22 protein-coding genes, 1 tRNA gene and 1 pseudogene are annotated in these 25,527 nt (G+C 65.1%); 16 read left to right on the top strand and 8 right to left on the bottom strand.

Annotated features, from left to right (window positions below; translation table 11 throughout):
- Nucleotides 1-24 precede the first annotated feature (24 nt).
- From RH91_RS17540 to RH91_RS23225, 8 genes and pseudogenes are all read left to right on the top strand, one after another.
- On the top strand, nucleotides 25-1,527 hold the full coding sequence (locus RH91_RS17540) for a flavin-containing monooxygenase (RefSeq protein ID WP_198283274.1): 1,503 nt from the start codon (nucleotides 25-27) through the stop codon (nucleotides 1,525-1,527).
- A gap of 229 nt (nucleotides 1,528-1,756) precedes the next feature.
- On the top strand, nucleotides 1,757-2,395 hold the full coding sequence (locus RH91_RS17535; protein ID WP_010164374.1) for a CerR family C-terminal domain-containing protein: 639 nt from the start codon (nucleotides 1,757-1,759) through the stop codon (nucleotides 2,393-2,395).
- Nucleotides 2,392-3,615, top strand: coding sequence for an HlyD family secretion protein (locus RH91_RS17530; protein WP_010164373.1), 1,224 nt, complete (start codon nucleotides 2,392-2,394; stop codon nucleotides 3,613-3,615). The genes RH91_RS17535 and RH91_RS17530 overlap by 4 nt, the downstream gene beginning before the upstream one ends.
- Nucleotide 3,616: 1 nt before the next feature.
- On the top strand, nucleotides 3,617-5,215 hold the full coding sequence (locus RH91_RS17525; RefSeq protein ID WP_010164372.1) for a DHA2 family efflux MFS transporter permease subunit: 1,599 nt from the start codon (nucleotides 3,617-3,619) through the stop codon (nucleotides 5,213-5,215).
- A complete protein-coding gene (locus tag RH91_RS17520; RefSeq protein ID WP_010164371.1) occupies nucleotides 5,212-6,723 on the top strand; it encodes an efflux transporter outer membrane subunit in 1,512 nt (503 codons plus the stop codon). The genes RH91_RS17525 and RH91_RS17520 overlap by 4 nt, the downstream gene beginning before the upstream one ends.
- Nucleotides 6,724-6,760: 37 nt before the next feature.
- Nucleotides 6,761-7,930: an acetylornithine deacetylase gene (argE, locus tag RH91_RS17515; protein ID WP_010164369.1), complete on the top strand. Its 1,170-nt coding sequence runs from the start codon at nucleotides 6,761-6,763 to the stop codon at nucleotides 7,928-7,930.
- 523 nt (nucleotides 7,931-8,453) lie between these two features.
- A complete protein-coding gene (locus tag RH91_RS17510) occupies nucleotides 8,454-9,734 on the top strand; it encodes an EAL domain-containing protein (RefSeq protein ID WP_232283547.1) in 1,281 nt (426 codons plus the stop codon).
- Nucleotides 9,735-9,913: 179 nt separating this feature from the next.
- A pseudogene (locus tag RH91_RS23225) lies at nucleotides 9,914-10,465 on the top strand (tetratricopeptide repeat protein); the annotation flags it as partial.
- On the opposite strand, the gene RH91_RS23220 reads toward RH91_RS23225, so the two are convergent.
- Nucleotides 10,391-10,666 (bottom strand): hypothetical protein, encoded by a 276-nt coding sequence (locus RH91_RS23220; RefSeq protein ID WP_232283595.1) that lies wholly within the window; start codon nucleotides 10,664-10,666, stop codon nucleotides 10,391-10,393. The pseudogene RH91_RS23225 and the gene RH91_RS23220 sit on opposite strands and share 75 nt — an antisense overlap.
- Here RH91_RS23220 and RH91_RS22590 point away from each other — a divergent pair, their 5' ends adjacent.
- Entirely contained in the window at nucleotides 10,667-12,229 is a 1,563-nt protein-coding gene (locus tag RH91_RS22590; RefSeq protein ID WP_232283589.1) for an ATP-binding response regulator, read from the top strand.
- A 61-nt stretch (nucleotides 12,230-12,290) separates the two neighbouring features.
- Entirely contained in the window at nucleotides 12,291-12,680 is a 390-nt protein-coding gene (locus RH91_RS17495; RefSeq protein ID WP_010164364.1) for a response regulator, read from the top strand.
- A gap of 30 nt (nucleotides 12,681-12,710) precedes the next feature.
- Here RH91_RS17495 and RH91_RS17490 read toward each other — a convergent pair whose 3' ends face one another.
- Nucleotides 12,711-13,598, bottom strand: coding sequence for a class I SAM-dependent methyltransferase (locus RH91_RS17490; RefSeq protein WP_010164363.1), 888 nt, complete (start codon nucleotides 13,596-13,598; stop codon nucleotides 12,711-12,713).
- A gap of 8 nt (nucleotides 13,599-13,606) precedes the next feature.
- Here RH91_RS17490 and RH91_RS17485 point away from each other — a divergent pair, with 8 nt between their 5' ends.
- The 5 genes from RH91_RS17485 (at nucleotide 13,607) to RH91_RS17465 (ending at nucleotide 16,057) form a co-directional block, all read left to right on the top strand.
- Nucleotides 13,607-14,332: a ComF family protein gene (locus tag RH91_RS17485; RefSeq protein WP_010164362.1), complete on the top strand. Its 726-nt coding sequence runs from the start codon at nucleotides 13,607-13,609 to the stop codon at nucleotides 14,330-14,332.
- Nucleotides 14,333-14,377: 45 nt separating this feature from the next.
- Nucleotides 14,378-14,635 carry a glutaredoxin 3 gene (gene grxC / locus RH91_RS17480; RefSeq protein ID WP_010164361.1) on the top strand — a complete coding sequence of 86 codons (258 nt, stop codon included), beginning with the start codon at nucleotides 14,378-14,380 and terminating at the stop codon, nucleotides 14,633-14,635.
- Nucleotides 14,632-15,453 carry a carbon-nitrogen hydrolase family protein gene (locus RH91_RS17475; protein WP_010164360.1) on the top strand — a complete coding sequence of 274 codons (822 nt, stop codon included), beginning with the start codon at nucleotides 14,632-14,634 and terminating at the stop codon, nucleotides 15,451-15,453. The genes grxC and RH91_RS17475 overlap by 4 nt, the downstream gene beginning before the upstream one ends.
- Entirely contained in the window at nucleotides 15,450-15,920 is a 471-nt protein-coding gene (locus RH91_RS17470; RefSeq protein WP_010164358.1) for a DUF1178 family protein, read from the top strand. The genes RH91_RS17475 and RH91_RS17470 overlap by 4 nt, the downstream gene beginning before the upstream one ends.
- 60 nt (nucleotides 15,921-15,980) lie before the next feature.
- Nucleotides 15,981-16,057 (top strand) — tRNA-Arg (locus RH91_RS17465).
- A 353-nt stretch (nucleotides 16,058-16,410) separates the two neighbouring features.
- Here RH91_RS17465 and RH91_RS17460 read toward each other — a convergent pair.
- On the bottom strand, nucleotides 16,411-17,280 hold the full coding sequence (locus RH91_RS17460; protein ID WP_010164356.1) for a hypothetical protein: 870 nt from the start codon (nucleotides 17,278-17,280) through the stop codon (nucleotides 16,411-16,413).
- A 398-nt stretch (nucleotides 17,281-17,678) separates the two neighbouring features.
- Between RH91_RS17460 and RH91_RS17455 the strand changes: the two genes are divergently transcribed.
- Nucleotides 17,679-19,316, top strand: a complete 1,638-nt coding sequence (locus RH91_RS17455) for a methoxymalonyl-ACP biosynthesis protein FkbH (protein WP_010164354.1) — start codon at nucleotides 17,679-17,681, stop codon at nucleotides 19,314-19,316.
- A gap of 479 nt (nucleotides 19,317-19,795) precedes the next feature.
- Here RH91_RS17455 and RH91_RS17445 read toward each other — a convergent pair whose 3' ends face one another.
- The 5 genes from RH91_RS17445 to RH91_RS17425 form a co-directional block, all read right to left on the bottom strand.
- The gene (locus RH91_RS17445) at nucleotides 19,796-20,779 is read right to left on the bottom strand and encodes an aldo/keto reductase (RefSeq protein ID WP_029624038.1); all 984 of its coding nucleotides are present in this window, start codon (nucleotides 20,777-20,779) and stop codon (nucleotides 19,796-19,798) included.
- Nucleotides 20,780-20,904: 125 nt separating this feature from the next.
- A complete protein-coding gene (locus tag RH91_RS17440; RefSeq protein WP_010164348.1) occupies nucleotides 20,905-21,927 on the bottom strand; it encodes a potassium channel family protein in 1,023 nt (340 codons plus the stop codon).
- A gap of 112 nt (nucleotides 21,928-22,039) precedes the next feature.
- Nucleotides 22,040-22,321 carry an SWIB/MDM2 domain-containing protein gene (locus tag RH91_RS17435; RefSeq protein WP_010164346.1) on the bottom strand — a complete coding sequence of 94 codons (282 nt, stop codon included), beginning with the start codon at nucleotides 22,319-22,321 and terminating at the stop codon, nucleotides 22,040-22,042.
- A 43-nt stretch (nucleotides 22,322-22,364) separates the two neighbouring features.
- The gene (locus RH91_RS17430; protein WP_010164344.1) at nucleotides 22,365-22,568 is read right to left on the bottom strand and encodes a DUF2945 domain-containing protein; all 204 of its coding nucleotides are present in this window, start codon (nucleotides 22,566-22,568) and stop codon (nucleotides 22,365-22,367) included.
- 130 nt (nucleotides 22,569-22,698) lie between these two features.
- Nucleotides 22,699-25,281, bottom strand: coding sequence for a TonB-dependent receptor (locus RH91_RS17425; RefSeq protein WP_010164342.1), 2,583 nt, complete (start codon nucleotides 25,279-25,281; stop codon nucleotides 22,699-22,701).
- Nucleotides 25,282-25,527 lie beyond the last annotated feature (246 nt).

The raw sequence follows: 25,527 nt of genomic DNA, 5'->3' as shown, positions 1-25,527 counted from the left end.
ATCGGGTATCCTCGGAGAGTGGCTATGTCAGAGCGTAAACCTGAGCATTTCGATGTGGTCGTGGTCGGTGCCGGAATATCCGGTATCGGCGCGGGCTATCATCTGCAGACGCAGAGCCCGGATCGTACCTACGTCATTCTGGAGGGGCGGCCGCAGCTTGGCGGGACGTGGGACCTGTTCCGCTATCCCGGGATCCGGTCGGATTCGGACATGTATACGCTGGGCTATTCGTTCCGGCCGTGGACCGAGGCCAAGGCGATCGCCGACGGCCCCTCGATCCTGCGCTATGTGACCGAGACCGCGCGCGATTTCGGGATCGACCGGCATATCCGCTTCGGCCATCACGTGAAGCGCGCCGCCTGGTCCACCCCCGATGCGTGCTGGCGGGTCGAGGCGGACGGGCCCGATGGCCCGGTCGTGTTCACCTGCGCTTTCCTGTTCATGTGCAGCGGCTATTATAACTACGCGCAGGGGCACACGCCCGAATGGCCTGGCACCGCGGACTTTGCGGGGCGGATCGTGCATCCGCAATTCTGGCCCGGCGATCTCGATTATGCGGGGAAGGAAGTCGTCGTTATCGGCAGCGGCGCGACCGCGGTCACGCTCGTCCCAGCGATGGCGGACACCGCCGCGCACGTGACGATGCTCCAGCGCTCGCCCACCTATGTCGTGTCGCGCCCGGCCGAGGATGCCGCCGCCAACTGGCTGCGGCGCAAGCTGCCCGCGAAACTGGCGTACGGTCTCGTGCGATGGCGCAACGTGTTGCTCGGGATGCTGTTCTTCAATCTCGCGCGCAAGCGGCCCGCGCAGACCAAGGAGCGGCTGATCGGCATGGTGCGCGACCAGCTCGGCACCGACTATGACGTCGCAACGCATTTCACCCCCAAGTACAATCCGTGGGACCAGCGCCTGTGCCTGGTTCCCGACGCCGATCTGTTCGAGGCGATCAAGACGCAGCGTGCCTCGGTCGTCACCGACCGGATCGCACGCTTCACCCGCGACGGGCTCGTGCTCGAATCGGGGGCGGAGCTTCCCGCCGATGTCGTCGTCACCGCGACGGGGCTCGAGCTGCAATTGCTCAGCGACGTTGCGTTCAGTGTCGACGGGGTACCGGTCGATCTGACCGATACGTTCAACTACAAGGGCATGATGTACAGCGACGTCCCCAACATGGCGTCGTCGTTCGGGTACACCAACGCGTCGTGGACGTTGAAGGCGGACCTGACGTGCGGTTATGTCTGCCGCCTGCTCAACACGATGAAGAAGCGCGGGCTGCGGCAGGCGACGCCGCGTGTCGGCGGGGCGGATCTCGCGCCGGCGCCGTTCCTCGATTTCACCTCGGGCTATGTCACGCGCGCGATGGCGAAATTCCCCAAGCAGGGGAGCAAGTCGCCATGGCGGGTGCACCAGAATTACGCACGCGATCTGCTGGCGCTGAAATACGGGTCGGTGGACGACGGGATGGAATTCTCCAATCCCGCGCCGGGGCGGGTGACCGCGAAGCGCAAGGATGCGGTGGCGGCTTAGCTTCTCCGTTCCCTTCCCCGGCGAAGGCCGGGGCCCAGGCGGACAGGCTTCCATCGCTCGCGCACTGTCCGTCAACGACCCGACCACTCTTGCGCTCCGGCCTTCGCCGGGGAAGCGGGAGGACGGGAGCGCGGGCCCTCGTTCCGGAACCCACGCCCGTTTCGAATGTTTCTCGACCATTGCTGCATTGCAACTTGCCGTGTTCGTTCGAACGAACTAAAGGCGCGCTGTGTTGCAGCAACGACTCCTCGACATTGCGATCGCCGAATTCGGGGCCAAGGGCCTCGAAGGCGCGAGCACGCGCGGGATCGCCAAGGCGGCGGGGACCGCGATGTCGTCGATCACCTATCATTACGGCGGCAAGGAAGGCCTGTACCTCGCGGCGGCGGACTATATCGCCGGTCAGATCGGCGACCATATGGCCCCCGCGCTGCGCGACGGCGGCGTGACCGCGGATATGACCGCTGACGACGCACGCGCAGCGATCCACCAGATCCTCGCGCGCTTCATCGACACGATGGGCACGCGGAAAAGCAGCGCGTTCTCGCTGTTCGTCGTCCGTGAGCAGATGGAGCCGACCGAAGCGTTCGATCGCATCTACGGCGGGCTGATGGGCAAGGTGCTCGAGACGATGGTGCAGCTCGTCTGCATCGCGACCGGCCGCCGCGACGCTTTCGCGAGCGAGGTCGCGGTCGTCACGCTGATGGGGCAGGTCGTCACGCTGCGCGCGTCGCGCGCGACCGTGCTCAAGCTGCTCCGCCGCAAGGACCTGGATTCCGAGGCATTGTCCGCGCTTGCCGCGCGGATCGGTGCCAACGCCGACGCCATTCTCGACCGCATGATCGCCGAACGACAGGAGCTTCCATGAGCGACGACCCCAACGCCGCCAAGCAGGACGACGCAAAGCCCGAGGAGGCGAAGCACAAGTCCGACCAGCAGGACTCGCACGGCAAACAGCAGGACGATGAATCGAAAAAGAACGATTCGGACGGCGACGATTCTGATGACGGCGATTCCGATGAAGGGGGGGACTCCAAGCCCAAGAAGCCGTCGATCTTCAAGAAACCGCTGTTCTGGATCATCCTGATCGTGGTCGTCGCGGTCGTCGCGATCGGCGGTACGCTCTATTATCTCGATGCGCGTCAGTATGAATCGACCGACGATGCGTTCGTCGACACGCATATCGTCCGGCTCGCGCCGAAGGTGGCGGGGACGCTCAAGTCGGTTGCGGACGTCGACAACCGGCATGTCGAGGCAGGCCGCCTGCTCGCCGTGATCGAAGCGTCGAGCACCGGCGCGCAGGTCGCCGAGGCGCAGGCGAACGTGAAGCAGGCCGAAGCGCAGGTCGAACAGAACCGCGCGCAGGTTGCCGCGGCGCAGGCGAACCGCGCGCAAGCGGTCGCGCAGGCCCGTGCGCCGCTTGCCACCGCCGCCAAGGCGCGGCAGGACCTCGCGCGCTACGAAGCGCTTCTGCGGATCGATCCGTCCGCGGTCGCCGGGCAACAGCTCGACGCCGCGCGCGCCACCGCGCGGTCGACTGCCGCCGACGCCGCCGCGGCGCGTCAACAGATCGACAGTGCGGACGCGAACATCCTCGTCGCGCGTCGGCAGGTCACGGCGGCGCAGGCCGTGATCGAAGCGCGCAAGGCATCGGTGCAGCAGGCGAGCATCACGCTTGGCGACAATCGCCTCGTCGCGCCGGTGTCGGGGCAGGTCGTCAACCGCTCGGTCAACGTCGGGTCCTATGTCGGGCCGGGCACGCAATTGCTCGCGATCGTCCCGGACCATGTCTGGATCACCGCCAACTTCAAGGAAACGCAGCTGCGCGACATGAAGATCGGGCAGACCGTCGAGATCAAGGTCGATGCCTATCCAGACGTGAAGTTCCTCGGCCACGTCGATTCGGTCCAGCGCGGCGCGGGTCAGGCGTTCGCCTTGCTGCCGCCGCAGAATGCGACGGGCAATTACGTCAAGGTCGTCCAGCGCGTGCCGGTCCGGATCGAATTCGACGCGAAGAACGGTCCCGATCCGCGCCGATATCCGCTCGGCCCGGGCATGTCGGTCGTCCCCACCGTCAAGGTGCGCTGAGGTGGCGAGCGCCAAGGCGCAGGACGGCTGGGATCCGTCCCGGTCCGGCGCGGGCAGTTTCAGCCCGTGGCTGATCGTCGCGATCATCAGTATCCCGACCTTCATGGAGGTGCTCGACACCTCGATCGCCAACGTCGCGCTCGATCACATCGCGGGCGGCCTGTCGGTCTCGAACGATCAGGCGACGTGGGTGCTGACCAGCTACCTCGTCGCCAACGCGATCGTCATTCCGATCAGCGGCTGGTTGTCCGACGTGATCGGGCGCAAACGCTATTTCCTGCTGTCGATCGGGTTGTTCACGATCGCCTCGCTGATGTGCGGGCTCGCGCCCAACCTGTCGACGCTTGTCATCGCGCGCGTGCTGCAGGGGATCGGCGGCGGCGGGCTCGCGCCGGTCGAGCAATCGATCCTCGCGGACACCTTTCCCCCCAAACAACGCGGGATGGCGTTCGCCGCCTTTGCGATCGTCGTCGTCGTCGGGCCGGTGCTCGGGCCGACGCTCGGGGGCTACATCACCGAGAATTCGAGCTGGCACTGGGTGTTCCTGATCAACGTGCCGATCGGGATCGCGTCGCTGTTCCTCGTCAACATCTTCGTCGACGAGCCGGCGGCGATCAAGAATGACCGCAAGAAGCTGCTCAAGCGCGGGATCCGGGTCGATTACATCGGAATCATCCTGATCGCGCTCGGTCTCGGCTTCTTCGAACTGACGCTGGATCGCGGCGAGCGCGAGGACTGGTTCGCGAGCAGCTTCATCATCATGACCGCGGGCATCTCGTTCGTCGCGCTGACCGCGCTGGCGTTCTGGGAACTCAACCACGATGACCCAGTGGTCGATCTCAAGCTGCTCAAGAGCCGCAATTTTTCGCTGACGCTGCTGATCATGGGCGTCACCGGCATGATCCTGTTCGGGACGACCCAGCTCATTCCGCAGATGCTCCAGCAGGTGCTTGGCTATACCTCGTTCCAGGCGGGTCTCGCGCTGACTTTCGGCGGGATCGCGACGCTGGTCGCGGTGCCGTTCGCGGGGCGCCTGTCCGGGGTGGTCGACGTGCGGCTGCTGCTGTTCCCGGCGTTGCTGGTCCAGGCGTTCGCGCTGTGGAACATGACTCATCTCAGCGCGGACATCTCGTTCCAGGATGCCGCGATCGCGCGGCTGTTCCAGGCGATGGCGCTTCCGTTCCTGTTCGTGCCGATCAACGCGGTCGCCTATGTCGGCCTGCCGCAGAACAAGACCGCGCAGGCCTCGAGCCTGCTCAACGTCGCGCGCAACCTCGGCGGGTCGATCGGCATCTCGACCGCGCAGACGCTGCTCGCCTCGGCGCAGCAGCGGCACCAGTCCGAACTGGTCGAGAAGCTCAGCCCGATCGACCCCAATTACACCGATTGGATCGCGAAGGCGCAGGGCGCGTTCGGCGGGCAGGGTGATCCCGCAACGACCTCGCTCGCCGTCCTGTACCAGACGGTGCAGCGGCAGGCGTCGATGCTCGCGTTCCTCGACGTGTTCCGTTCGCTGATGATCGTGGTGCTCGTGGTGGCACCACTCGTATTCCTGATGCGCTCCGGCAAGTCCGGTGGCGGTGGAGGCATGGCCCATTGACCCGCTCGCACTTATCCGTCGCCCTGTTCGGCAGCACGCTGCTGGCCGGCTGTACCGTCGGACCGAACTATACCGCGCCCAGGCTCGCGGTCCCGCCCGCCTTTGCAGAGCGCCAGCCGGCACCCGCGCCGGGGGCGCAGGTCGATCCGGCGCGCTGGTGGTCGGCGTTCGGTGACCCGCAGCTTGATTCGCTGGTCGAGCGCGCGCTGAAGGACAGCCCCGACATCGCGATCGCGGCGTCGCGGGTGCGGCAGGCGCGGTTGCAGGAAGTCGCGGCACGCACCGTCGGCAAGCCGACCGTCGATGCGACGGGCAACGTCACCCACATCGAGTTCAGCAAGAACGCCGGGCTCGCGTCGATCGCGCAGGCCTTTTCCGGCGGGAGCAGCGGCGGCGCCGGGGGTGGCACCGGGGGCGGCACGGGTGGCAGCAGCGGCTTCGCCCTGCCGGGTAGCGGGATCACGACCTTCTCCGCAGGCTTCGATGCGAGCTGGGAGCTCGACCTGTTCGGCGGCGGCCGGCGCGGGGTGCAGGCGGCGGGCGCGCGGGTCGAGGCAGCGGAATGGACCCGGCGCGACGCCGCGGTGACGCTCGCCGCCGAGGTCGCGCAGGCCTATTTCGCGTTGCGGCTCGATCAGGAGCAGATCGCCGTCATCCAGGGCGAACTGGTCTCGCAACAGCGCTCGCTCGACATCGCGGGCAATATCGCGCGCGTCGGGCTGGTCCCGTCGATCGACGTCACGCGCCAGCGCGGGTCGATCACCAGCACGCAGGCGCGGCTCGAGCCGATCCGCGCCGACGTGCGGGTGCGGATCCACGCGCTCGGCATCCTGCTCGGGGTCGAGCCCGAGACGCTCGACGGCGAATTGATGCGCCCGGGTGTGCCGCTCATCGCGCTGCCAGTGGTCCCCGCCGGACTCCCGTCGGACCTGTTGCGGCGTCGCCCGGACGTGCGCGCGGCGGAGCGGCAGCTTGCGGCGTCGACCGCCGACATCGGCGTCGCGGTCGCGGACCTGTATCCGAAGTTCAACCTGACCGGGGTCGCGCAATTGCTCTCGACCTCACTCGCCACGCTGTTCACCGGGAATAGCCTGCAGTTGACCGGAACGAGCGCGGTGCAATTCCCGTTGCTCGACTGGGGGCGGCGCAAGGCGACGATCGGGATCCGCAAGGAAGACCGCGAACAGGCGTATCTGCAATATCGCACGACGGTGCTGGGGGCGTTGCGCGACGTCGAGGATCCGCTCGCCCGGCTCGACGCCGAACGCGCGCGCAACGCCGCGTTGCAGCGCTCGGTCGCGGACGCGCAGACCACCGCACGCTCGGTCGAGGCGCAATATCGCACCGGCTTCGTCACGCAGACGTCGCTGCTCGATGCGCAGGTCAGCGTGCTGACCGCGCGCGAGCAGCTGGCCGCGAGCAACGCGCAATTGCGGCAGGATACCGCCGCTTTGTTCAAGGCTATCGGCGGTGGGTGGGAAGAACCTGCACGAAACCCTACGGGATGATTGGCAAGATGGTTAATCCATGCCTAGAACCAAGGACATGGACACGACCGACCAGCTCTGCGCCGCCGCGCTGACTCATCTCGAGGCGTTGATCGGTTTCGACACGACCTCGCGGGATTCGAACCTGCGTCTGATCGAGTACGTCGAAGCCTTCCTTGCCGGGCATGGCGTGACCAGCCGCCGGGTCGCGAATGCGGAGGGGACCAAGGCCAACCTCTATGCGACCATCGGCCCGGCGGTTGCGGGCGGGGTCGTCCTGTCCGGGCATACCGATGTCGTGCCGGTCGACGGGCAGGCGTGGAGCAGCGACCCGTTCGTGCTCACCCGGCGGGGCGAGCGGCTGTACGGGCGCGGGACCTGCGACATGAAGGGCTTCCTCGCGCTCGCGCTGGCATCGGTCCCCGGGTTCGCACGGGGCACCAGCGCGCGGCCGATCCACCTCGCTTTCTCCTATGACGAGGAAGTCGGCTGTATCGGGGCCCCGTCGATGATCGAGAAGCTCGTGACCGAGCTACCCGCGCCGCTCGCGGTGATCGTCGGCGAACCAACCAGCATGGAGGTGGTCAGCGGGCACAAGGGGATCTCGACCTGGCGCGTCACCGTGACCGGGCATGAGGCGCATTCGAGCCTGACTCACCTCGGTCTTTCGGCCAACATGATCGCCGTCGGTCTGATGGAACGGCTGCGGCAGATCGGCGAGGACCTGGCGCGGCACGGCGACCCGGACTCGCCTTATCATCCGCCGCACGCGACGCTGACGATCGGGCTGATCAACGGTGGAACCGCGGTCAACATCCTCGCGCGCGAATGCACGTTCAGCTTCGATCTGCGGACGCCGCCGGGGCAGGATCCCGACACGATCATCGTCCCATTTCTGGACGCGTGCGCAACGGCTCACCGCACGGCGCAGGCGCAATTCGCGGATGCCGGGGTGTCGGTGATTCGCCGTTCGGCGACTCCGTCGTTCGCGCCGGAGCGGGATGGCGCGGCAGAAGTGCTCGCGCGGCGGCTGGCCGGGGACAACGGCCCGACCCGGGCGGCAGCCTATGCGGCGGAGGCGGGACAGTTCCAGCGGGCAGGGTTCTCGACGATCATCTGCGGGCCGGGCTCGATCGAGCAGGCGCACCAGGCGGATGAATTCATCGATCTCGCGCAGATCGAGCGCGGTGCGGCGTTTATGCGGCGGTTGGGGGAAACGTTGGGGTAAGTGCAGGTAAACGTATGTAATACATGGAGCGTTGAAGGCGATTTCAGTAGCTTCAGGTCGATCTTCGGCGAAAGCTTTTCGAATTAATCAGGGTAAGCGAGAAGAATGGTGCGACCGGATCAGTCACTTAATCGAGCTAGACTATCGGTCCGACTATACGTCGCGATTAGCGTTGCTGCCCGCAATGCCGTGTCGCCGGACCGACTAAACTCGATTTACCAGGGGCGCGTGTATTCGCCGTAGACGAGACCGATGATGAACTTGATCATGACTTTCCTCCGTTGCGTGCTCAGTCGAGCACGGCAAATTATTAATGAAATCTTAAACATAATGCAAACGACTTGCGCAGGATGCGGCCGACGGCCGGAAGCGGTTAACTGTTCCTTTAGGCACGTCGCTTAGGGTTGGCTGGATGACACGCGTTCCGGATCCTCCTCCGCCGACGAGCACTGGCAACACGCCCGTAATCCCGGGTGATCGCGTTGCCTCGCCGCGTGGGGTTGCGCCCGGTCGCTGGGGCACCATGCCGCCAGCCGGTCCTGAGGGTGATTCACCCCTCGTCGGGCAGCCATGGCAGATGCTTTGTCTCGTCGAGATCACCAATTTCGTCCAACTCCGGCGCTATCTCGGCAGCTTGCGTGCGGATGGTCTGGTGCATGATCTGGATGGTCGTATCGCAACCGAGATCGGTGTTTCCGGAGCGGTTCGGGCCGGGCGCGCGACGCTCGAATTCATGTGTCGCGCGCGATCCTTTGACGCTTTGCGCACCGTTCTTGACCGTGTTGCGGAGGCCTGTCGCGCATCGTTCGACATCGATGGGGAGGCTCATCAATTCGTCGTAGCGATCGGTGCCGCGGCGACGGCATGCCCCAATACGGACGCCGTTCGCATCGCCGAGGAGGCCGAGGCGGCGCTGAGTGATTCGCTGCCAACGTCTGGGATCACGTTGCGCGATGTCTCCGTCGGAACGCTCGGACTCGATCGCCTCGCCCTGATTCGGGATCTGCCGCAGGCGATCGCCAGTGGAGAGATGTTCCTTCAGTATCAGCCAAAAATCCATATCCGGCGGCAGGAGATCAACAGCGCCGAGGCACTCGTGCGGTGGCAGCATCCCGAACGGGGGCTGATCCTGCCTGGGGATTTCATCACGATCGCCGAGGATTCGGGACATATCCTCGCCTTGACGCTGTGGACACTGGAGCAGGTGATCGCGGACCAGGTCGCGCTCGCATCCGACGGGCAGGATCTTACCCTTTTTCTCAATATCTCTGGACAGTTACTCGGAGACGCCTCGTTCGTTACGATGGCGTGCCAGCGTGTTCGAGAGTCGGGCGCAAAGATCGGGTTCGAGATTACCGAGACGGCGGTAATCCGGCATCCCGATGTCGCCATATCCAACCTGCAGGCGCTGGCCGACGTCGGCATTTCCATTGCAATCGACGACTACGGTGCCGGGCTCTCCTCGCTTGCCTACCTGAAGAAGCTTCCTGCGCAGGAGCTCAAGATCGACAAGATGTTCATCCTCGATCTGACCAGTAGCAACAGGGATCCGCTGATCGTTCGTTCGACGATCGATCTGGCGCATGCGCTCGAGATGGAAGTTACCGCGGAAGGCGTCGAAACCCCTGCTGCGCTGGCGTTGTTGTCGGTGATGGGGTGCGATATCGTTCAGGGCTATCTGATCAGCCGCCCCTTGTCGTTGGGCGCATTCCGGCAATTCATGGGGAATGATCCGATGTCGGTCCTGACTGCGCCAAGACAGCCGATGTTCAACACGTCGGCTTCTTTCTGGAAGAGTGCGTAGCGTTGCGACGGGAAACCGCTGTCGCGGCATTCCAGCGACAATTCCGCGTCGGATGCGTCCGGGGGGGCATTTCGATCGCCATTATCTGTGCTGCCCCTCTGTTTTCCGGCGCGACAGCGGCAAGGGCTGCCGCTGACGCGGGGACGTTCGACGAGCATGTCGCCGCGTCGAAAGCCGCAATGTTGGGTGACCCTCCAAGGGCGCTTGCCGAGGCAAAGCTAGCACAGCGGGACGCGGCAGGGTTCGGTTCGGCACAACGTGGCACCGCGATTGCAACCGCGGAATGGCTGCAAGGTGAAGCCTACCTTCGCATGAACAATCTAAAGAGGGCGGGGCCAGAAATCGACCACGCGCTGGCGATCGTGCGATTACAGAAGACCCCGAGCAAACTTGCCGGTGATGTACTGCTGTCACGCGGCGGCCTGAAGATCCAGACCGCAGAAGTGGCGGCTGCCTTGCAATCGTACCAAGAAGCCTACAAGATCTTTCAAAAAATAGGCGAAGTACGAAGTGAAGCGATCGCGATCGTCAGTATTGGCATGCTGTATGGTGAGGCGAAGAACCATGAAACCGCGCTTCGTTACTTTAGGCAGTCACGAGAAATCTATACGGCAGATCCGCAGCTAGCGTTCTCCATTTCGAGTAGTGTCGCTGTATCACTGCAGGAACTGAACCATATGGCCGCCGCCCAGGCCGAGTTTCAGAAGGCGCTGGTGGTAGCACGGGAAATTCGGAGCCCGGTGCTCGAGGCCCGGACGCTTCGAAACATAGCGCGCGGCTTCCTCCTGTCTCGGAATGTCGAGGCGGCCAATCGAGCGATCGCGGAAGGGCTGCAAGCGAGAAAAGGGGAGGGTTCCGATGCCAGAAACCGCTTTCTTGCCCTGATGGCATGGTCCGCGAGATTGAGCGGACAACTCGATACGGCGAAGCAATTGATTAATCGCGTCTTCGCAACCGCGAATCCGGATACTTCTGCAATCGAACTGCGCGAGGCGCATCAGATCGCCTACGACATTTTCAAGGCGGCCGGAAATCAGGGAGAGGCGCTGACGAATCTCGAGGCGCTCAAGGCGCTCGACGACAAGACCTCGACGCTTGCCGCTTCCGCCAATACCGCGCTTGCTGCAGCGCGGTTCGACTTTGCCAGCCAGGAGCTCAAGATCGAAAAGCTGCGGCGCGCGCAGCTCCAGCGCGATATCGACGATGCGAAGCTGCGTGCCCGTACGCAGCGGACGATCATCGGCGGTCTCGCGATCGCGTCGGGGATCATCGTCGGGCTGCTCACCTTCGGGTTGGTCACCATCCGGCGCAGCCGCAACGAGGTGCGCGCCGCCAACCTCGACCTTGCCGAGACCAACGCGGCCCTCGCCAAAGCGCTCGCCGCGAAGACCGAATTCCTCGCGACGACGAGCCACGAAATCCGCACCCCGCTCAACGGCATCCTCGGCATGACGCAGGTCATGCTGGCGGACCGCGCGATCGATCCGGCGGTGCGCGAGCGAATCACCGTGGTCCATGGCGCGGGCGTCACGATGCGCGCGCTGGTCGACGACATTCTCGACGTCGCGAAGATGGAGACGGGCAACCTGACGATCGAGGCGGTGCCGTTCGATCTGCGCACCACGCTGACCGAGGTCTCCCGCCTGTGGGAAGACCAGTCGCGCGCGCGCGGGGTGCGGTTCGTGCTCGACCTCGCGGATTGCCCGCCGTTCGTGGTCGGCGATTCGGCTCGGTTGCGGCAGATTGCGTTCAATCTCCTGTCCAACGCGCTGAAATTCACCGAACAGGGCACCGTCACGCTGCGCGCGGTCGCCGAAGGGGAGTGGCTTGCGCTTTCGGTCGCCGACAGCGGGATCGGGATCCCCGCGGACAAGCTGGACCTGATCTTCGAATCGTTCCGGCAGGTGGATGCCGGAACCACGCGCAAGTTCGGGGGCACCGGTCTAGGGCTTGCGATCTGTCGCAATCTGGCGCGCGCGATGCACGGCGATATCGCGGTCGCGAGCGTCCCCGGGCAGGGGTCGACCTTTACGGTGCGTTTGCCGCTGGTCCGCGCGAACGGCCCCGAAGCGGCCTTGCCGATGACCGAGCAGAGTGGCGACACACTGTTGATCGTCGACAGAAATCCCATATCCCGGAGTATGTTGCGGGCAGTTCTCGAGCCGCGGGCGAGCGCCGTGGCGGTTGCGTCGTCGATCGACCAGGCGATCGACCGGATCGCGCAAGGCGGCGTCACGCGCCTCTTGATCGACGAGGCGACGATCCGCGCGATGCCCGACGAGGCAGCCGCGCTCGCCCGGGTCGGCGAGCTCGCGGTGCCCTGCGCGTTACTCTGGACGACCCCGAGCGCGCAGGATCAAGCCCGCTTCGCGAGTGCGGGGATCGCGCTCGTCATCGCCAAGCCGATTGCCGGAACCGCATTGGCCGATCAGTTGTTTGACGAGATACGAACTGCAAAATCCCCAATTTCCGGGCTTGTCTCGCAGGCGGCATGACCCGATAGAGGGTCTACAATGTCGGCTGTATCGCCTTTTCCAAGCGTCTCGGGGTGAACCGATGAACATACTTTTCATCGAAGACGACCCGATGAACCGCCGTGTCGTGAAAGACATGCTTGATGTTGCGGGCGCGACGATGACGGGGGCGGAAAGCGCCGAGCTCGGGCTCGACCTGATCGACGCCAATGATTACGCGATCATCCTGCTCGATCTGCGCATGCCCGGGATGGACGGGTTCGAGGCGTTGCGCAGGATCCGCGCGCGCGCCGATGCCAAGGCGCAGCTTCCGGTCATTATTCTCACCGCCGATACCGCGGCCGATCTGCGCGAACGGTGTCTGGCCGATGGCGCGGATGACATCCTGTTCAAGCCGGTCGCGATGGACTCGCTGTTCGACGCGATCGGGCGCACGCTTGCCAAGGGCGCGGGCAACGGGATGATCGTCTGACGCGAGCGATCCCGCAGCAAGCCCCGTCGTTCAACCCGCGTCGCGCTCGGGAAACCGTTCGAGCGCGGTCTTGAGCGACTGCGTGCCGCTCCCGCGCCGCGCGGGCTGCGGCTGGCTCGGGGCAGGGGCCCAACCGGTCAGATAGATGATATCGAAACGCTCGGCGGTCTTGCCGTCCGGATCGGCGCGCGCCGCAAAGGCCTCCGCCGCCAGCGCGAGCGTATCGCGGCGCAGCGGGACACGGTCGCGCAGGATGTTGGTCGCCGCCATGCCGCGCAGGTCGCGCAGCAGGCCGCCGATGCTCGAATAGCGCACCGTCAGCGGCTCGATGTCCGCGACGGGCAAGGCGAACCCCGCGCGCATCAGCAGGTCGCCCGCGGAGCGCACGTCGACCTGCGGGTGGATCCGGGCGGCGGGGCGATCGCGCTCGACCTCGCGCAAGGTTGCGCGGAGCGTCGACAGCGTGCCGGCCCCGCAGAATGCCGCGAGGAACAGCCCGTCGGGCCGCAGCACCCGCCGCGCGAGCGACAGCGCGCCCGGCAAGTCGTTGACGCTGTCGAGCACACCCGCCGAAACGACCAGGTCGAACGATTCCGAGGCGAACGGCAGCATGTCCTCGTCAGCCTGGACGCCGTTCGCCGCCCGCGCGAACACGCCCCCAGCGTCGCATCGCGTGACCGTCACTCCGGGCGGCGCGGGGAAGGCGGCATCGAAACAGCCCAGGTCGAGCATGTCGGTAAAGTCGCGCGTCACCGTCGCAAGCCGTTCGGCCAGCCCGTCGATCATCACCGCACGAACGAAATCGAAGTCGGCGAAGTCGGGGGCTGCACGGTCGCGGCGGGTGCGGCGGGCGGTGCGGTCGAAGATGTCGGGGGCGCTCACCGCGCCGCTTGTGCCGTGCGCGCGTGCGCGCGACAAGGGGCGTCGTGTCCGTCTGGCTCGCCCCGCTGCGCCTCGTCGCCGATTTCGCGTTGCCGCCGCGCTGCCCCGGCTGTGGCGCGGTGACGGGGCAGGACCATCGTTTCTGCGCGGGCTGCTGGGGCAGTTTGCGCTTCCTCGCGCCGCCGTGGTGCGCGGCCTGTCACACGCCGTTCGCGTTCGACCGGGGGGAAGCGGCACTTTGCCCGGATTGCATCGCGGATCCGCCGCAGCATGCGGGCATCCTCGCCGCGGTCGCCTATGGCGATGTCGCGCGGACGGTCGCGCTGCGGTTCAAATATGGCGGTCGGATCGCGTTTGCCGAGACGATCGCGCGCCAATTGCGGCGGTTGCTGCCAGGGGATGCAGACCTGCTCGTGCCGGTCCCGCTGCATCGCTGGCGCCTGTGGGCGCGCGGGTTCAACCAGGCGGCGCTGATCGCGGCGGCGCTGGGCCGATCGAGCGGGGTGCCGGCCGACCCGCTGCTGCTCCGGCGGATCAAGGCGACGCCGCCCCTGCGGGGCATGGGCGCAAAGGCGCGCGCACGGACCGTCGCCGGGGTGTTTCGGACGGTCGATCCGAACGGGACCGTCGCGGGCAAGGCGGTGGTGCTGGTCGATGACATTCATACGAGCGGTGCGACCACCGACGGCTGTACCGCCGCGTTGCTCGACGCAGGCGCAAAAAGCGTGACGATCCTGTGCTGGGCACGCGTGCTCGATCCGAACGGGTGACGCCAAAAGATTGACAATGCGGTGGTCACCCCACATTTCTGATGCATGTCCAAGATCGAAATCTACACCAAAGCCTTTTGTCCCTATTGCTCGCGCGCGCTGAAGCTGCTCGCGTCGAAGGGTGTCACCCCGGAAGAGTATGACATCACGATGGGGGGCCCGAAGCGCACCGAAATGCTCGAGCGCGCCAATGGCCGGACGACCGTTCCGCAGGTCTTCATCGACGGTCAGCATGTCGGCGGGTCGGACGATCTTGCCGCGTTCGAGCGCGATGGCAAGCTGAACGCGCTGCTCGGCGTGTGAAGATCGCGCTTGCCCAGCTGACCAGCGGGGTCGATCCGGCGCGCAACGCAGCGACGCTGGTCGATGCCGTGGCAACGGCGGCGGCGGGCGGCGCCTCGATGCTGTTCACCCCGGAGATGTCGGGGCTGATCGATCGCGATCGCGTCCGCGCCAGCGTGGTGCTTCGGCCAGAGGCGGAAGACGACGTGCTGGCCGCGGTGCGTGCGGCGGCGGCGCGGCATCGGATCTGGGTCCATCTCGGGTCGCTCGCGGTCCACGGGGAGGACGGGCGGCTCGCCAATCGTGCGTTCGTCATCGACGACACGGGCGCGATCCGCGCGCGCTACGACAAGCTTCATTTGTTCGACGTGGATTTGCCGACCGGCGAAAGCTGGCGGGAATCCGCGTCCTATGCGCCGGGCTCGGGCGCGGTCGTGGTCGACACGCCGGCCGGGTCGCTCGGTTTGTCGATTTGCTACGACCTGCGCTTTCCCGATCTCTATCGCGCGCTGAGCGATGCCGGCGCGACCGTTCTTGCGATCCCCGCCGCGTTTACCCGGCCGACTGGAGCCGCGCACTGGCACGTGCTGATGCGCGCGCGCGCGATCGAGGCGGCGGCCTATGTCGTCGCGGCGGCGCAGACCGGCGAGCATGAGGACGGGCGGGCGACCTACGGCCATTCGCTGGTCGTCGACCCATGGGGGGAGATCGTGCTCGACATGGGCGCGGCGGCCGGGGTCGGTTTCGCCGAGATCGATCCCGCGCGGCTGGCGGATGTTCGCGCGCGGATCCCGGTGCTGTCGCATCGGCGCATGATCCCGGAGGTCGCCCGGGTTTGATCGTCTTCGACCTGCAATGTTCGGCGCGCCACGTGTTCGAAGCGTGGTTCGGGTCGAGCGCCGCTTATGATGAGCAGCGCGCCCGCGGTCTGCTGGCGTGCCCGATCTGCGGGGATGCCGCAGTCACCAAGGCGGTGATGGCCCCGAACATCCCCGCCAAGGGCAACCGGGCGACCAATCAATCTACGGCCCCCGCCGCCGTCACGGTGGCGGCGAACGCGCCTTCACCCAAGGACATCAAGGCGGCCCTGCAAGTCATCGCCAAGGCGCAGGCGGAGATGCTCGCGCAGTCGACCTGGGTCGGGCGCGGGTTCGCGGACACGGCGCGCGCGATGCACGACGGCACCGTCGCGCAGGCCCCGATCCACGGCCAGACCACGCTCGCCGAAGCCAAGGCGCTGGTCGAGGAGGGCGTCCCGATCGCACCGCTCCCGCTGCCGATCGCGCCACCCGAGACCGTCAACTGACGGCGCTGCGCCGACGCACGATTGACCGGCTCCGGCCGACACTTTACGACCCCGCTCCGTGCCCCCGTAGCTCAGGTGGATAGAGCGACGGTTTCCTAAACCGCAGGCCGGTGGTTCGAATCCACTCGGGGGCACCATCCCAAACTACAGACTTCCGCCATTCCGGCCGGTCGATGAACCCTGGGTTCGCGAAATGCTCCGGTTTGCGTCTGGCCGTAATCGCGAGCTCGCGCGCCGGCCACCGCGGCGACCGAGCGCATTCGGGAATAAGGCCGAAGGGCATCTGAACCAGGCGATGCGGTTCTGACGTTACGGATCAAAATGTAATCGCGCGGTAGCATGGCCTCGATGCTGTCGCGTTCGATTTTCCATACGGTCGTCGATGACGACAACTTTTCACCGTTCGGGCCAGGCGAACGCCGTCCGATCGCGGACGCTCACCCAGATTGGCATGGCGCAGGCTGGAGCAACGCGCCTGCGCCGGCAGGGTTCAGGCAACGCCTGCCATCGCAGGGACACGCGGCAAGAAATCGTCGATGCAAAGGTCCGGGTGCGGATAGACGAACCGGTTCGCCGCCATCGGCAGGACGACACCCTCGTGGCAGCCGGCCATGAAATAATTGCCTTCGTAGCGGTTTGGGCGGGTCCGCTCGGTTTCGTCGCCGTAAACCGCGCCGATCGGGGCGAATTTCAGGTCGGTCCCGAACACCGCGTACAGCGCCAGATCGACGAAGTTCATGTGTTTGATTGCGCCGCGGAGGTGGGTGTCCTGCGCGATGACGGCGAAGATCTGCTCGCGCACATAGTAAAGGGCTGACATGTCCTTGACGACCTGATCGAAATTATGCGCGCCGTCGTGATGGACGATATAGCGGCGGTTCTGGTCTTCTGACAGGACATGCCGGGTGTAGGATGGCAGATCGCCATGGAACAGGCGTATCCGGCCGACCGCCTCGGGATAGGTGCGGCGCACGCGCTCGTAGGCGAACTTCAAGTAGGCGATGTTGACGTCGACCATATCGATATCAAAGTCGAAAAACTGGCTGCAGCCGGCGAAATAGCAAGAAGATCCGCCCATGAAGACCCCGACCTCGACGAGACGGTCGAACTGACCGTTCATATCGCGTAAGGTCGTGATCAAATCGGTATAATATTGTGGCGAACACTGATCTTCATAATTGAGGCTAAGGTTTCCGATCCGTGAAACGATGCTGTCGACGATACGGTTTTGATGCGTCTGCGATGTGAGTTCGTGCCGCGCCTGATAGCCAGAGAGGACGCGGATATCGAGCGCAGCAGCCGGGTCGGCACAGCCCTGTAGAGTGACGTCGGGCTCGATGAATGTACCAAAACTTGCCACTGCATTTTCCCGCCTGTGTCGACGCGCAATAGCGCCGTGTTACTTTATTATAGGGCAGGGGGACCCATCTGCCGTTGGATACGCGCCAAAGATGCCGCCGGATACGCCACGGGGGCGCTGATTGCCGGGAAGCGGTGCAATTGCGCGTACAGAGGGATGGCTCCTTTGCGGCTGGCGGCGCTCCGGTAATGGAAGCAGTCGGTCGGCCCCCTACCACCTATTGCCGTTCAAGCGCTTCGCGGGGGACAATCGTGTCACAAAGCAGACCGGCAGCTATCGGGCGGGAAGCTGCCCGTCCGCTCCCGCCCATTTCCAGTCGTGCAAGTTTTGCGAGTTACCACCCCACGTCCAGCCGGCCGCCTATAATGAAGTCAGGCGTCTGTGGAGGTGGACTACCGATGCTCAAGCTGATTATCTGGGACCTCGACGACACGCTATGGCGCGGCACCTTGGCCGATGGCGACGACATCGCGCCTTTCGAACAGCGGATCGCGATGGTCCGCGCGTTCAATGCACGCGGCGTGGTCTCCTCGATCTGCTCGAAGAACGACGCCGTCGCGGCGCGTGCGCGGCTGGAGGCGCTGGGCTGGTGGGACGCGTTCGTGTTTTGCCGTATCGCCTTCGATCCTAAGCCGGCCAGTGTGGCGGGCATCATCGCCGACATGCAGTTGCGGCCCTGCGACGTGCTGTTCGTCGACGACAATCCGCAAAATCTCGAAGCAGTGCGCTATCACCTTCCCGACATCCAGCTGCTCGACAGCTTGCGACCCGATGCCGACGATGTCCTGCGAGACCTGCTCGCCGCGCAGGTCGACGGGACCGACCGCCGCCCGCTCTATCGCAGTCTCGAGGCGCGCAAGCAGGACCAGCGCGAGCGGCCCACCCTGTCGCACGAGGACTTCCTGCGCTCGTGCGATATCCGCGCGACCGCGTCGTTCTGCATGGAAAATCTCGACCATGTCGAGCGCATCGCCGAGTTGATGCAGCGCTCGAACCAGCTCAACTATACGAAATCGCGCCGCACCGTCGACGCGTTGCGCGCCGAGATCATCGATGTGCTGGCGCACCCCAGCCTGGCGATCTTCGCGTGGGACCGGCACGGCGACTATGGCCTGGTCGGGTTTGTCATGCTTCGGCAGGCGCTTGGCAGATTCCAGGCAGTGCATCTGGTCTTCTCGTGCCGCGCGATGCACATGGGGCTCGAACGCGCGGCGCTGGATTTTCTGCGCAAGCGTTCGCGCGACATGTATGCGCCGATGACCGATGTCGATCTGGGCGCGGCCGGCGCGCGGATCAGCGCCGGACCGGTCGATTGGGTGGCGATGGAGCGCTATGCCGATCCGGCGGTGCGCGCGCACGTCGCCACCATGTCGTCAACCGGGCCAAGTCCCGACACGGCGAGCATTCGAATCATGTTCAACTGCCAATCCGGCGGCATCGCGCATTTCAGCGCGCGGCGCGACCAGATCGCGTTCGACAGCTTTCCCGAACTCTTCTGCATGCGCGCGGTGTGGGACGACTCGTTCACGCAGATGCCGCTACCGGATTATCTCGTCTATGGTGCCGGCACCGATTATGTGAACAAGGCCTGGCAGGATGTGCGCGGGTCGCTCGGGCAAGGCGGCACCTATGATCGCTTCACCGCTCCGGCGGACGATATGAGCGTGTTCCTCGACCATGGCGTCTACGAAGTCTGCGTGCTGCGCTTGTGCACCTATGTTTTGGAGCACGGCAAGCAACTGCTCGTCGTTCTCCCGTCGGAGGATTTGTCCGACGATCAATATCAACCTGGCTGGGGATTCAGCCGCGAGCGCGCGGTGCGGTTCAACGCGCTGTGGCGCCGCATGTTCGCTCAGTATTCCTGCATTTCCACGCTGGACAGTGGCGTGGCGATCGCGCCTGCGCATATGAGCGACGTCAGCCATTATACGCCGGCCGGCTTGCAGACGCTCGCCGAAATCATCGATTCGTGGCGTGATCAGGTGACCGCACCTGGCGTCACCTCTGCCGGTGCTGGGGAGCTGCGCGCGGCATAAGGACCCGCGCCGCCGTCGTGCGGTTATACCGTGGCCATTTCGAAACGAGCAAGGTTGCGCGAGCGCATTTGCAAGCCGCGCCAAGCGCGCGATGCGCGGGACGGAACAGGCTTGCGGTCGCGCGCTGATGGCAGCAGCACCGCAATCATTGGCCATTCGCCGCCTACAAAGGGAAGTCGTGATGAAGGGGACTGCCGGCCGGCAGCGATGTCGCGTCCTTCTTTTCAGGATCTTCGGAAGCGTGTCGTATCGTTCGGGTGGCGTCGGGAGCGACATGCGGGGAAGTGGCGGCGCGGTTTGGGATCGACGGGATGCGCTGAACGGCCCGCATTTGACCGCAAGCATTGGTCATCAGGACGTGGATGAACGAACGGAGGGAAAGGACCATATCGTCGCCGGCGGCTTCAACCGATCGACGGCGCGATGTGGTTCGAATCCCCTCGGGGGCACCAACGGTCCGTCGATGCCCCCGGCGTGGCTCAGCGTCCGGTAACGGCGAGCAAGGGCGCGGGGTAGCGTGCGCCCTCGATCGGGATCGCGCGGGCCGCAGCGTCGATGGCGGCAAGGTCCTCCGCGCTCAGCACCACATCGGCACCGCCGAGATTCTCCTCGAGCCGGTGCAGCTTGGTCGTCCCCGGGATCGGGACGATCCACGGCCGCTGCGCGAGCAGCCACGCGATCGCGATTTGCGCCGGGGTTCCGTCCTTCTCCGCCGCGATCCGTTTCAGCAGGTCTACCAGCGCGGTGTTCTTCGCCAGCGCATCGGGCGTGAAGCGCGGCAGGTTGGCGCGGAAGTCCCCGTCCTCGAGCTTGGTCGCGCTCGTGATCGCCCCGGTCAGGAAACCCCGCCCGAGCGGGCTGTACGGTACGAAGCCGATCCCGAGTTCGTCGCACAGCGCGAGGATGCCGTTGCTCTCGACATCGCGCGTCCACAGCGAATATTCGTTCTGCAGCGCGGTCACCGGTTGCACCGCATGCGCGCGGCGGGCGGTGTCGACGCCGGGCTCGGACAGGCCGAAATGCTTGACCTTGCCCTCGGCGATCAGCTCTTTGACCGTACCTGCGACATCCTCGATCGGAACGGCGGGGTCGACCCGGTGCTGGTAGAACAGGTCGATCTGCTCGACCCCCAGCCGCTGGAGCGAGGCATCCGCGACGCGCCGGATCTGCTCGGGCCGGCTGTCGAGCGCGCCCATGCCCTTGCCGATATCGAACCCGAACTTGGTCGCGATGACGACCCGGTCGCGCACCGGCGCCAGCGCTGCGCCGACCATTTCCTCGTTGGTATAAGGGCCATAGACTTCCGCTGTATCGAAGAACGTCACGCCGCGCTCGACCGCTGCGCGGATCAGCGTGATCCCCTCGTCGCGGGTCATCGTGGTGGCATAGCCGTGATTGAGCCCCATGCAGCCGAAGCCGATCGTGGAGACCTCCAGGCCTTGCCCGAGCGTACGCACTTTCATCGAAAATCTCCCGCGACGCGTGGCTCCGTGCCTGCGTCCTTCCCCCAGATAGGACGCCTGGTCCGCAATGACAGGGCGGGCGGCGACGACCTGGCGGGTGCGCGCGACGAGACCGGACGCGCGCGTTACGGTCGCTGGACGACCTCGACGATGAGGTCGCCCGGCTCGAGCCGGTTCGTCTCGGGTTCCCAGAAGCCGAAGGTGTGTGTGCCACGATAGACGCGATGCCCCAGCCCGGTGGTGATCGCGGATAGCGGCTTGCCGATCTCCTCGTGCGTCACCGTGCGTTCGCGCAGCGCGACGCGGCCCCCGGAGGCGGCAAGGTCGGCCATATATTCTGCCGTATGCGCGCCGTGGATCGAGCCGGCCAGCAGCAGTCCCGCGAAGCTCGCCGGATTGATCACCGTGTTCGCCCCCGCCTGCCGCGCGATCGCTTCGTTGTCCTGCGAGCGGATCACCACGCTGATCGGAACATTTGGCGCAAGCCGGCGCGCGGTCAGCACGATCAGGATCGACGTATCGTCGCGACCCGCCGAAACGATCACCGCGCGCGCGGTCTGGATCCGCGCCGCCTCGAGCGCTGCGTTGCGGGTCGCGTTGCCATCCATCACCGTCGCCCCGCACGCTTCGGCGCGCGCTAGCGCCGCCGCGGTCTCGTCGATCACGACGATCGCGGCGGGGTCCGCCCCGCGCGCGATCAGTTCGCGCACCGCTTCGGCACCGCTGGTGCCATAGCCGGTGACGATCACATGCCCGTCAAGGCGACGTTGAAGCACCGACATCCGCCATTTCTCCCAAACCCGTTTCAACAGAAAATCATAGGCCGTGCCGAGAAAAATCAACCACACGAACAGCCGGATCGGCGTCACCACGAACGTGTCGAACATCCGTGCCTGCTGGGTCACGGGAACGATGTCGCCATAGCCGACCGTCGTCACCGTAATCGTCGTGAAATACAGGATATCGGCGAACGTCACCGGCGCTCCCGAATTCTGGCGGAGCCCGTCCCGGTCGAACCAGTGTCCCGCGAGCGCAACGCCGATCAGCGCGAGCGCGAGCAGCGCGCGCCATGACAGCGACAGCCAGCCCGGGGTCGGGCTTTGCCGCCGCAAATGATACCGAGCCGTTTTGGCATGGTCGCTGCGCATGGCGATCCCTAACGCCGAATTGGGGATGGGGGAACGACGCGATCCCGCCTTGAAACGAAAACGGCCGCGACACCGTGGGGTGCCGCGGCCGCCGCGATCACGATGCTGGCTGTTAGGCCTTCATGTGGCCGGCGAGATGCTTGTTCATCTCGAACATCGTCACGCGGTCCTTGCCGAACACCTTCTTCAGCGCTTCGTCGGCGACGATCTCGCGCTTGTTCTCGGGGTTCTGCAGGTCGTGCTTCTTGATATATTCCCAGACCTTGCTGATCACTTCGCTGCGCGGCAGCCGGTCGTTGCCGACGATGGCGCCGAGCTCGGGCGAGGGCTGGATAGGCGCGAAAATGCCGCCGGTCTTGGGGGCGTCGCTCTTTGCGGTTGGGGTCTTGGCCATTTTTTTGGTCCTTCCTGGTGTGTCGTTAGAACCGACATCGGTTTCACGCCTTGTCGAGCGCTGCGCTCTTGTGCGCTGCCTTGCCGCCGTTGTCACTCTTTACGATGAACTGCGGTTCCTCGGGGGAGGCGTTGACCTTGTGGCCCTTGATCTCGGTCGGGCTGGTCTGTTTCTTTTCGACGACACCATGCGCGGTGCCGCCGTGCGATTTCCAGGTCACCACGTCACCCTTCTTCGGGTCCTTCATCGACTGTCTCCGTCAAGCCTGACCCAACAAAGCACGAGCCGCGCGATCGTTGCACCCCGACCGCAAGTCGGCCCGCCTTTCCACCCGGAAAAGCAGGCCGTTCGCCGATTTCGGGCGGGTAACGATCCGGTCAGAAGCTCTTGCGGAGCGTGACGCCGTACGTGCGCGGTTCGTTGATATAGGCGCTGTAGCTGCCCGACTGGATCACCGTGTTGAACGCGCCGATGTAGTAATTGTCGTTGCCCAGGTTGCGGACCCAGCCCTGGATCTGGAACGCGTCCGGCAAGTCGAGCCCGATGCTCGCGTTGACGGTCTTGACCTTTGAACTGGCCAGCGACGCGGGAACGGTGTCCGTCAGCGCGGTATTGCTCTGATAGACGAATTCGCCACGGATGAACCCGCTGATCCGGTCGGTGATCTGCTGCGTATAGGTCGCGTTGACGTTGCCCGAGAATTCCGGGACGCCGCCCGGTCGCGCGCCGGTCAGGTCGCGGAATTGCGGCGCGAGCGTGCCGGCTGGCGACCCTGCCGGAACCTGGCAACGGGTGTCGAACGAGAAGCACGGCGCGCGCGTGAAGCTGTCGTATTTCGCATCGAGATAGGTGCCCGAGGCATTCAGCAGCAGCGCGCGGAACGGCTTGTACGACGCCTCGACCTCTACGCCGCGGACCGACTGGCTGCCCGCGTTGACCAGCGCGAAGCCGGTGCCGGTGAAGCCGTTCGACTGGAAGCCTTTGATCTTCTCGTCGAACACCGCGACGTTCAAATAGCCGCCATTGAAGCGCGCCTTGGCACCAACTTCATAGACCGTGACATTTTCCGGCGCGGCGGTGCGGCCGACGCCGTTGTTGGCGGGGCGGCTGTCCGACGACAGGTTGTACGCGCCCGCTTTCCAGCCAGTCGAATAGCTGGCGTAGACGTTGATGTTGCGGGTGAAATCGAACTTGGCGCGGGCCAGATAGGTGAACTTGTCGCCCTTCAGCACACCGTCTTCATTGGCGTTGGGGAAGTTGACCGGGCCGTGATTGGCGGTGTCCGGGTAGAAGAACTGGAGCGCGTTGAGCCCGGCGAACAAGTTGGTGGGGATCCGCGCCGCGGCCGGGGCGGCGGGGTTGAGCAGCCGCAGCGGCAGGAACCCGAGCTCGGGCACGTTCTGCAGATTGAGCTGCGAGAAGCGATCTGTCAGCACGACGTTCGAGAAGGCCGACTTGCGATCGTTGAGATAAGCACCGCCGACCGTCAGCGTCAGTTTCTCGAACAGCTTGTAATCCGCCTGTCCGAAGATCGAGTAGCTGATGTCGGTGAGGCGGTAATTGTCCAGGATCCCGGTGCCCTGCGCGAAATAGGTCTGGCCCGGAACGACGCTGGTATTGCCGGCGCCGCGCTGCAGCGCCTCGAGCGTGGTGATCGGCGAGGTGCCGGTGAGGGCGGCGCCGGTCGCGGCGAGCGCGGCGGCATCGGCGAAGCGCCGACCGTCCGCGCCGTACAGGATGTTGCGCCCGGTCTTGATCCGCTCGTCCGAATAGAAACCGCCGAGCAGCCAGTTGAACGGCCCCGCATAATCCGACGCGAGCCGGATTTCCTGCGTGAAGGTCTTGATCGTGTCGTCGGTCGTCTGGTTCGAGATATCGCCGCCGGTGAAATCCACGTCGAGATCGGTGCGGTTGGTCTGCCGACGATAGGCGGTGATCGAGGTCAGCTTGGCGAAGCCGAGCGTCCAGTCGATCTGGCCGGAGATACCCTTGCCGTTGAGACGGTTGTTGGGTGCGGTGTTGTACACCACCTCGCGGTTGAATGGCGTTGCGGCATTGCCGACGAGCCCGCCAACCCCACCGATCGCGCGCGGCAGGCCGATCAACTGGGTCAGCGGCCCGTTGTTGATCGTGACCGCGCCGCAGCAGACTTCGTTGATGTTGTTGAGGTCGCCGATGATCCGGACCGAGAAGGTGGACGACGGTTCGAACAGCACATCGGCACGAAGCGACTGGCGGTCACGCCCGTTGACCTTCGACCCGGTCAGACGGTTGGTGTAATAGCCATCGCGCTGGTTGACGCTGCCATAAAGGCGGAACGCGAGCGTATCGGTGATCGGCCCGGTGAGCGACGCGCGCGCCTCGATATTGCCGAGGTTGCCGACGGTCGCCTCGGCATTGCCGCCCCAGGTAAATTGCGGACGCTTGGTGACGATCGAGATTGCGCCCGCCGCGACGTTCTTGCCGAACAGCGTCGATTGCGGACCGCGCAGGACCTCGATCCGCTCGAGTTCAGGAAGATCCGAAATCGACGAGGCGGAACGCGAGCGATACACGCCGTCGATGAAGACGCCGACCGAGCTTTCGATCCCGATGTTGCCGTTGCCGTTGCCAAAGCCGCGGATCGTGAAGTTGGTCTGCCCGGCACTCTGGAACTGCGTGACCTTGAGCGAGGGAACGCTTGCCTGCAGATCGATCAGGTCGTGGATCTTCGCCTTCTTGATCGTGTCGTCGCTGGTGACGGCGACCGAAACGGGCACGTCCTGCAACGTCTGCTCGCGCTTGGTCGCGGTAACGATGATGTCGTCGGTGTCGGTCGCGCTGCGATCGATCTTCGGCGCAGCGGAGGTTGCGGCGGGCGCACCCTGTGCTTGCGTGGTGGGGGGGGTATCCTGCGCAAAGGCAGGCACCGCGTACAGCAATGCGATTGCCGACGCGCCAAGCAGGTCCGACTTCCTCATCTGTCATCCTCTCGCTGCCACAGGTGCCGGTCTTGCCGCCGGATCTGCGTTTTCGAATTTAGGGTTTGTGAAATAGCGTGTCGTTGATTCTCTCGTCAACGCCATAATCGTACGTAAAGAACCGGAGAGGGTCATCGTTGCCGAAAGGAGACAGTTGCAAATCAGGACCAATTCAGGTTCTTGGTATCGGGATGCGCGAAGCTGCGGTTGCCGTAGCGTCAGGCGCGCGCACGTTTTGAAAGACCA

The organism is Sphingomonas sp. PAMC 26617, assembly GCF_000242835.1.
Lineage (GTDB): Bacteria > Pseudomonadota > Alphaproteobacteria > Sphingomonadales > Sphingomonadaceae > Sphingomonas.
The sequence above is the reverse complement of the archived record's forward strand: the minus strand, read 5'-3'. Positions and strand labels throughout refer to the sequence as shown.

Bases quoted from the DNA above. Each gene is read 5' to 3' on its own strand.
- RH91_RS17495 (WP_010164364.1), top strand. From the start codon at position 12,291: ATGAACATACTTTTCATCGAAGACGACCCGATGAACCGCCGTGTCGTG.
- RH91_RS17510 (WP_232283547.1), top strand. From the start codon at position 8,454: ATGCCGCCAGCCGGTCCTGAGGGTGATTCACCCCTCGTCGGGCAGCCA.
- RH91_RS17435 (WP_010164346.1), bottom strand. From the start codon at position 22,321: ATGGCCAAGACCCCAACCGCAAAGAGCGACGCCCCCAAGACCGGCGGC.
- RH91_RS17440 (WP_010164348.1), bottom strand. From the start codon at position 21,927: ATGCGCAGCGACCATGCCAAAACGGCTCGGTATCATTTGCGGCGGCAA.
- RH91_RS17530 (WP_010164373.1), top strand. From the start codon at position 2,392: ATGAGCGACGACCCCAACGCCGCCAAGCAGGACGACGCAAAGCCCGAG.
- RH91_RS17430 (WP_010164344.1), bottom strand. From the start codon at position 22,568: ATGAAGGACCCGAAGAAGGGTGACGTGGTGACCTGGAAATCGCACGGC.
- RH91_RS17455 (WP_010164354.1), top strand. From the start codon at position 17,679: ATGCTCAAGCTGATTATCTGGGACCTCGACGACACGCTATGGCGCGGC.
- argE (WP_010164369.1), top strand. From the start codon at position 6,761: ATGGACACGACCGACCAGCTCTGCGCCGCCGCGCTGACTCATCTCGAG.
- RH91_RS17540 (WP_198283274.1), top strand. From the start codon at position 25: ATGTCAGAGCGTAAACCTGAGCATTTCGATGTGGTCGTGGTCGGTGCC.
- RH91_RS17445 (WP_029624038.1), bottom strand. From the start codon at position 20,779: ATGAAAGTGCGTACGCTCGGGCAAGGCCTGGAGGTCTCCACGATCGGC.
- RH91_RS17425 (WP_010164342.1), bottom strand. From the start codon at position 25,281: ATGAGGAAGTCGGACCTGCTTGGCGCGTCGGCAATCGCATTGCTGTAC.
- grxC (WP_010164361.1), top strand. From the start codon at position 14,378: ATGTCCAAGATCGAAATCTACACCAAAGCCTTTTGTCCCTATTGCTCG.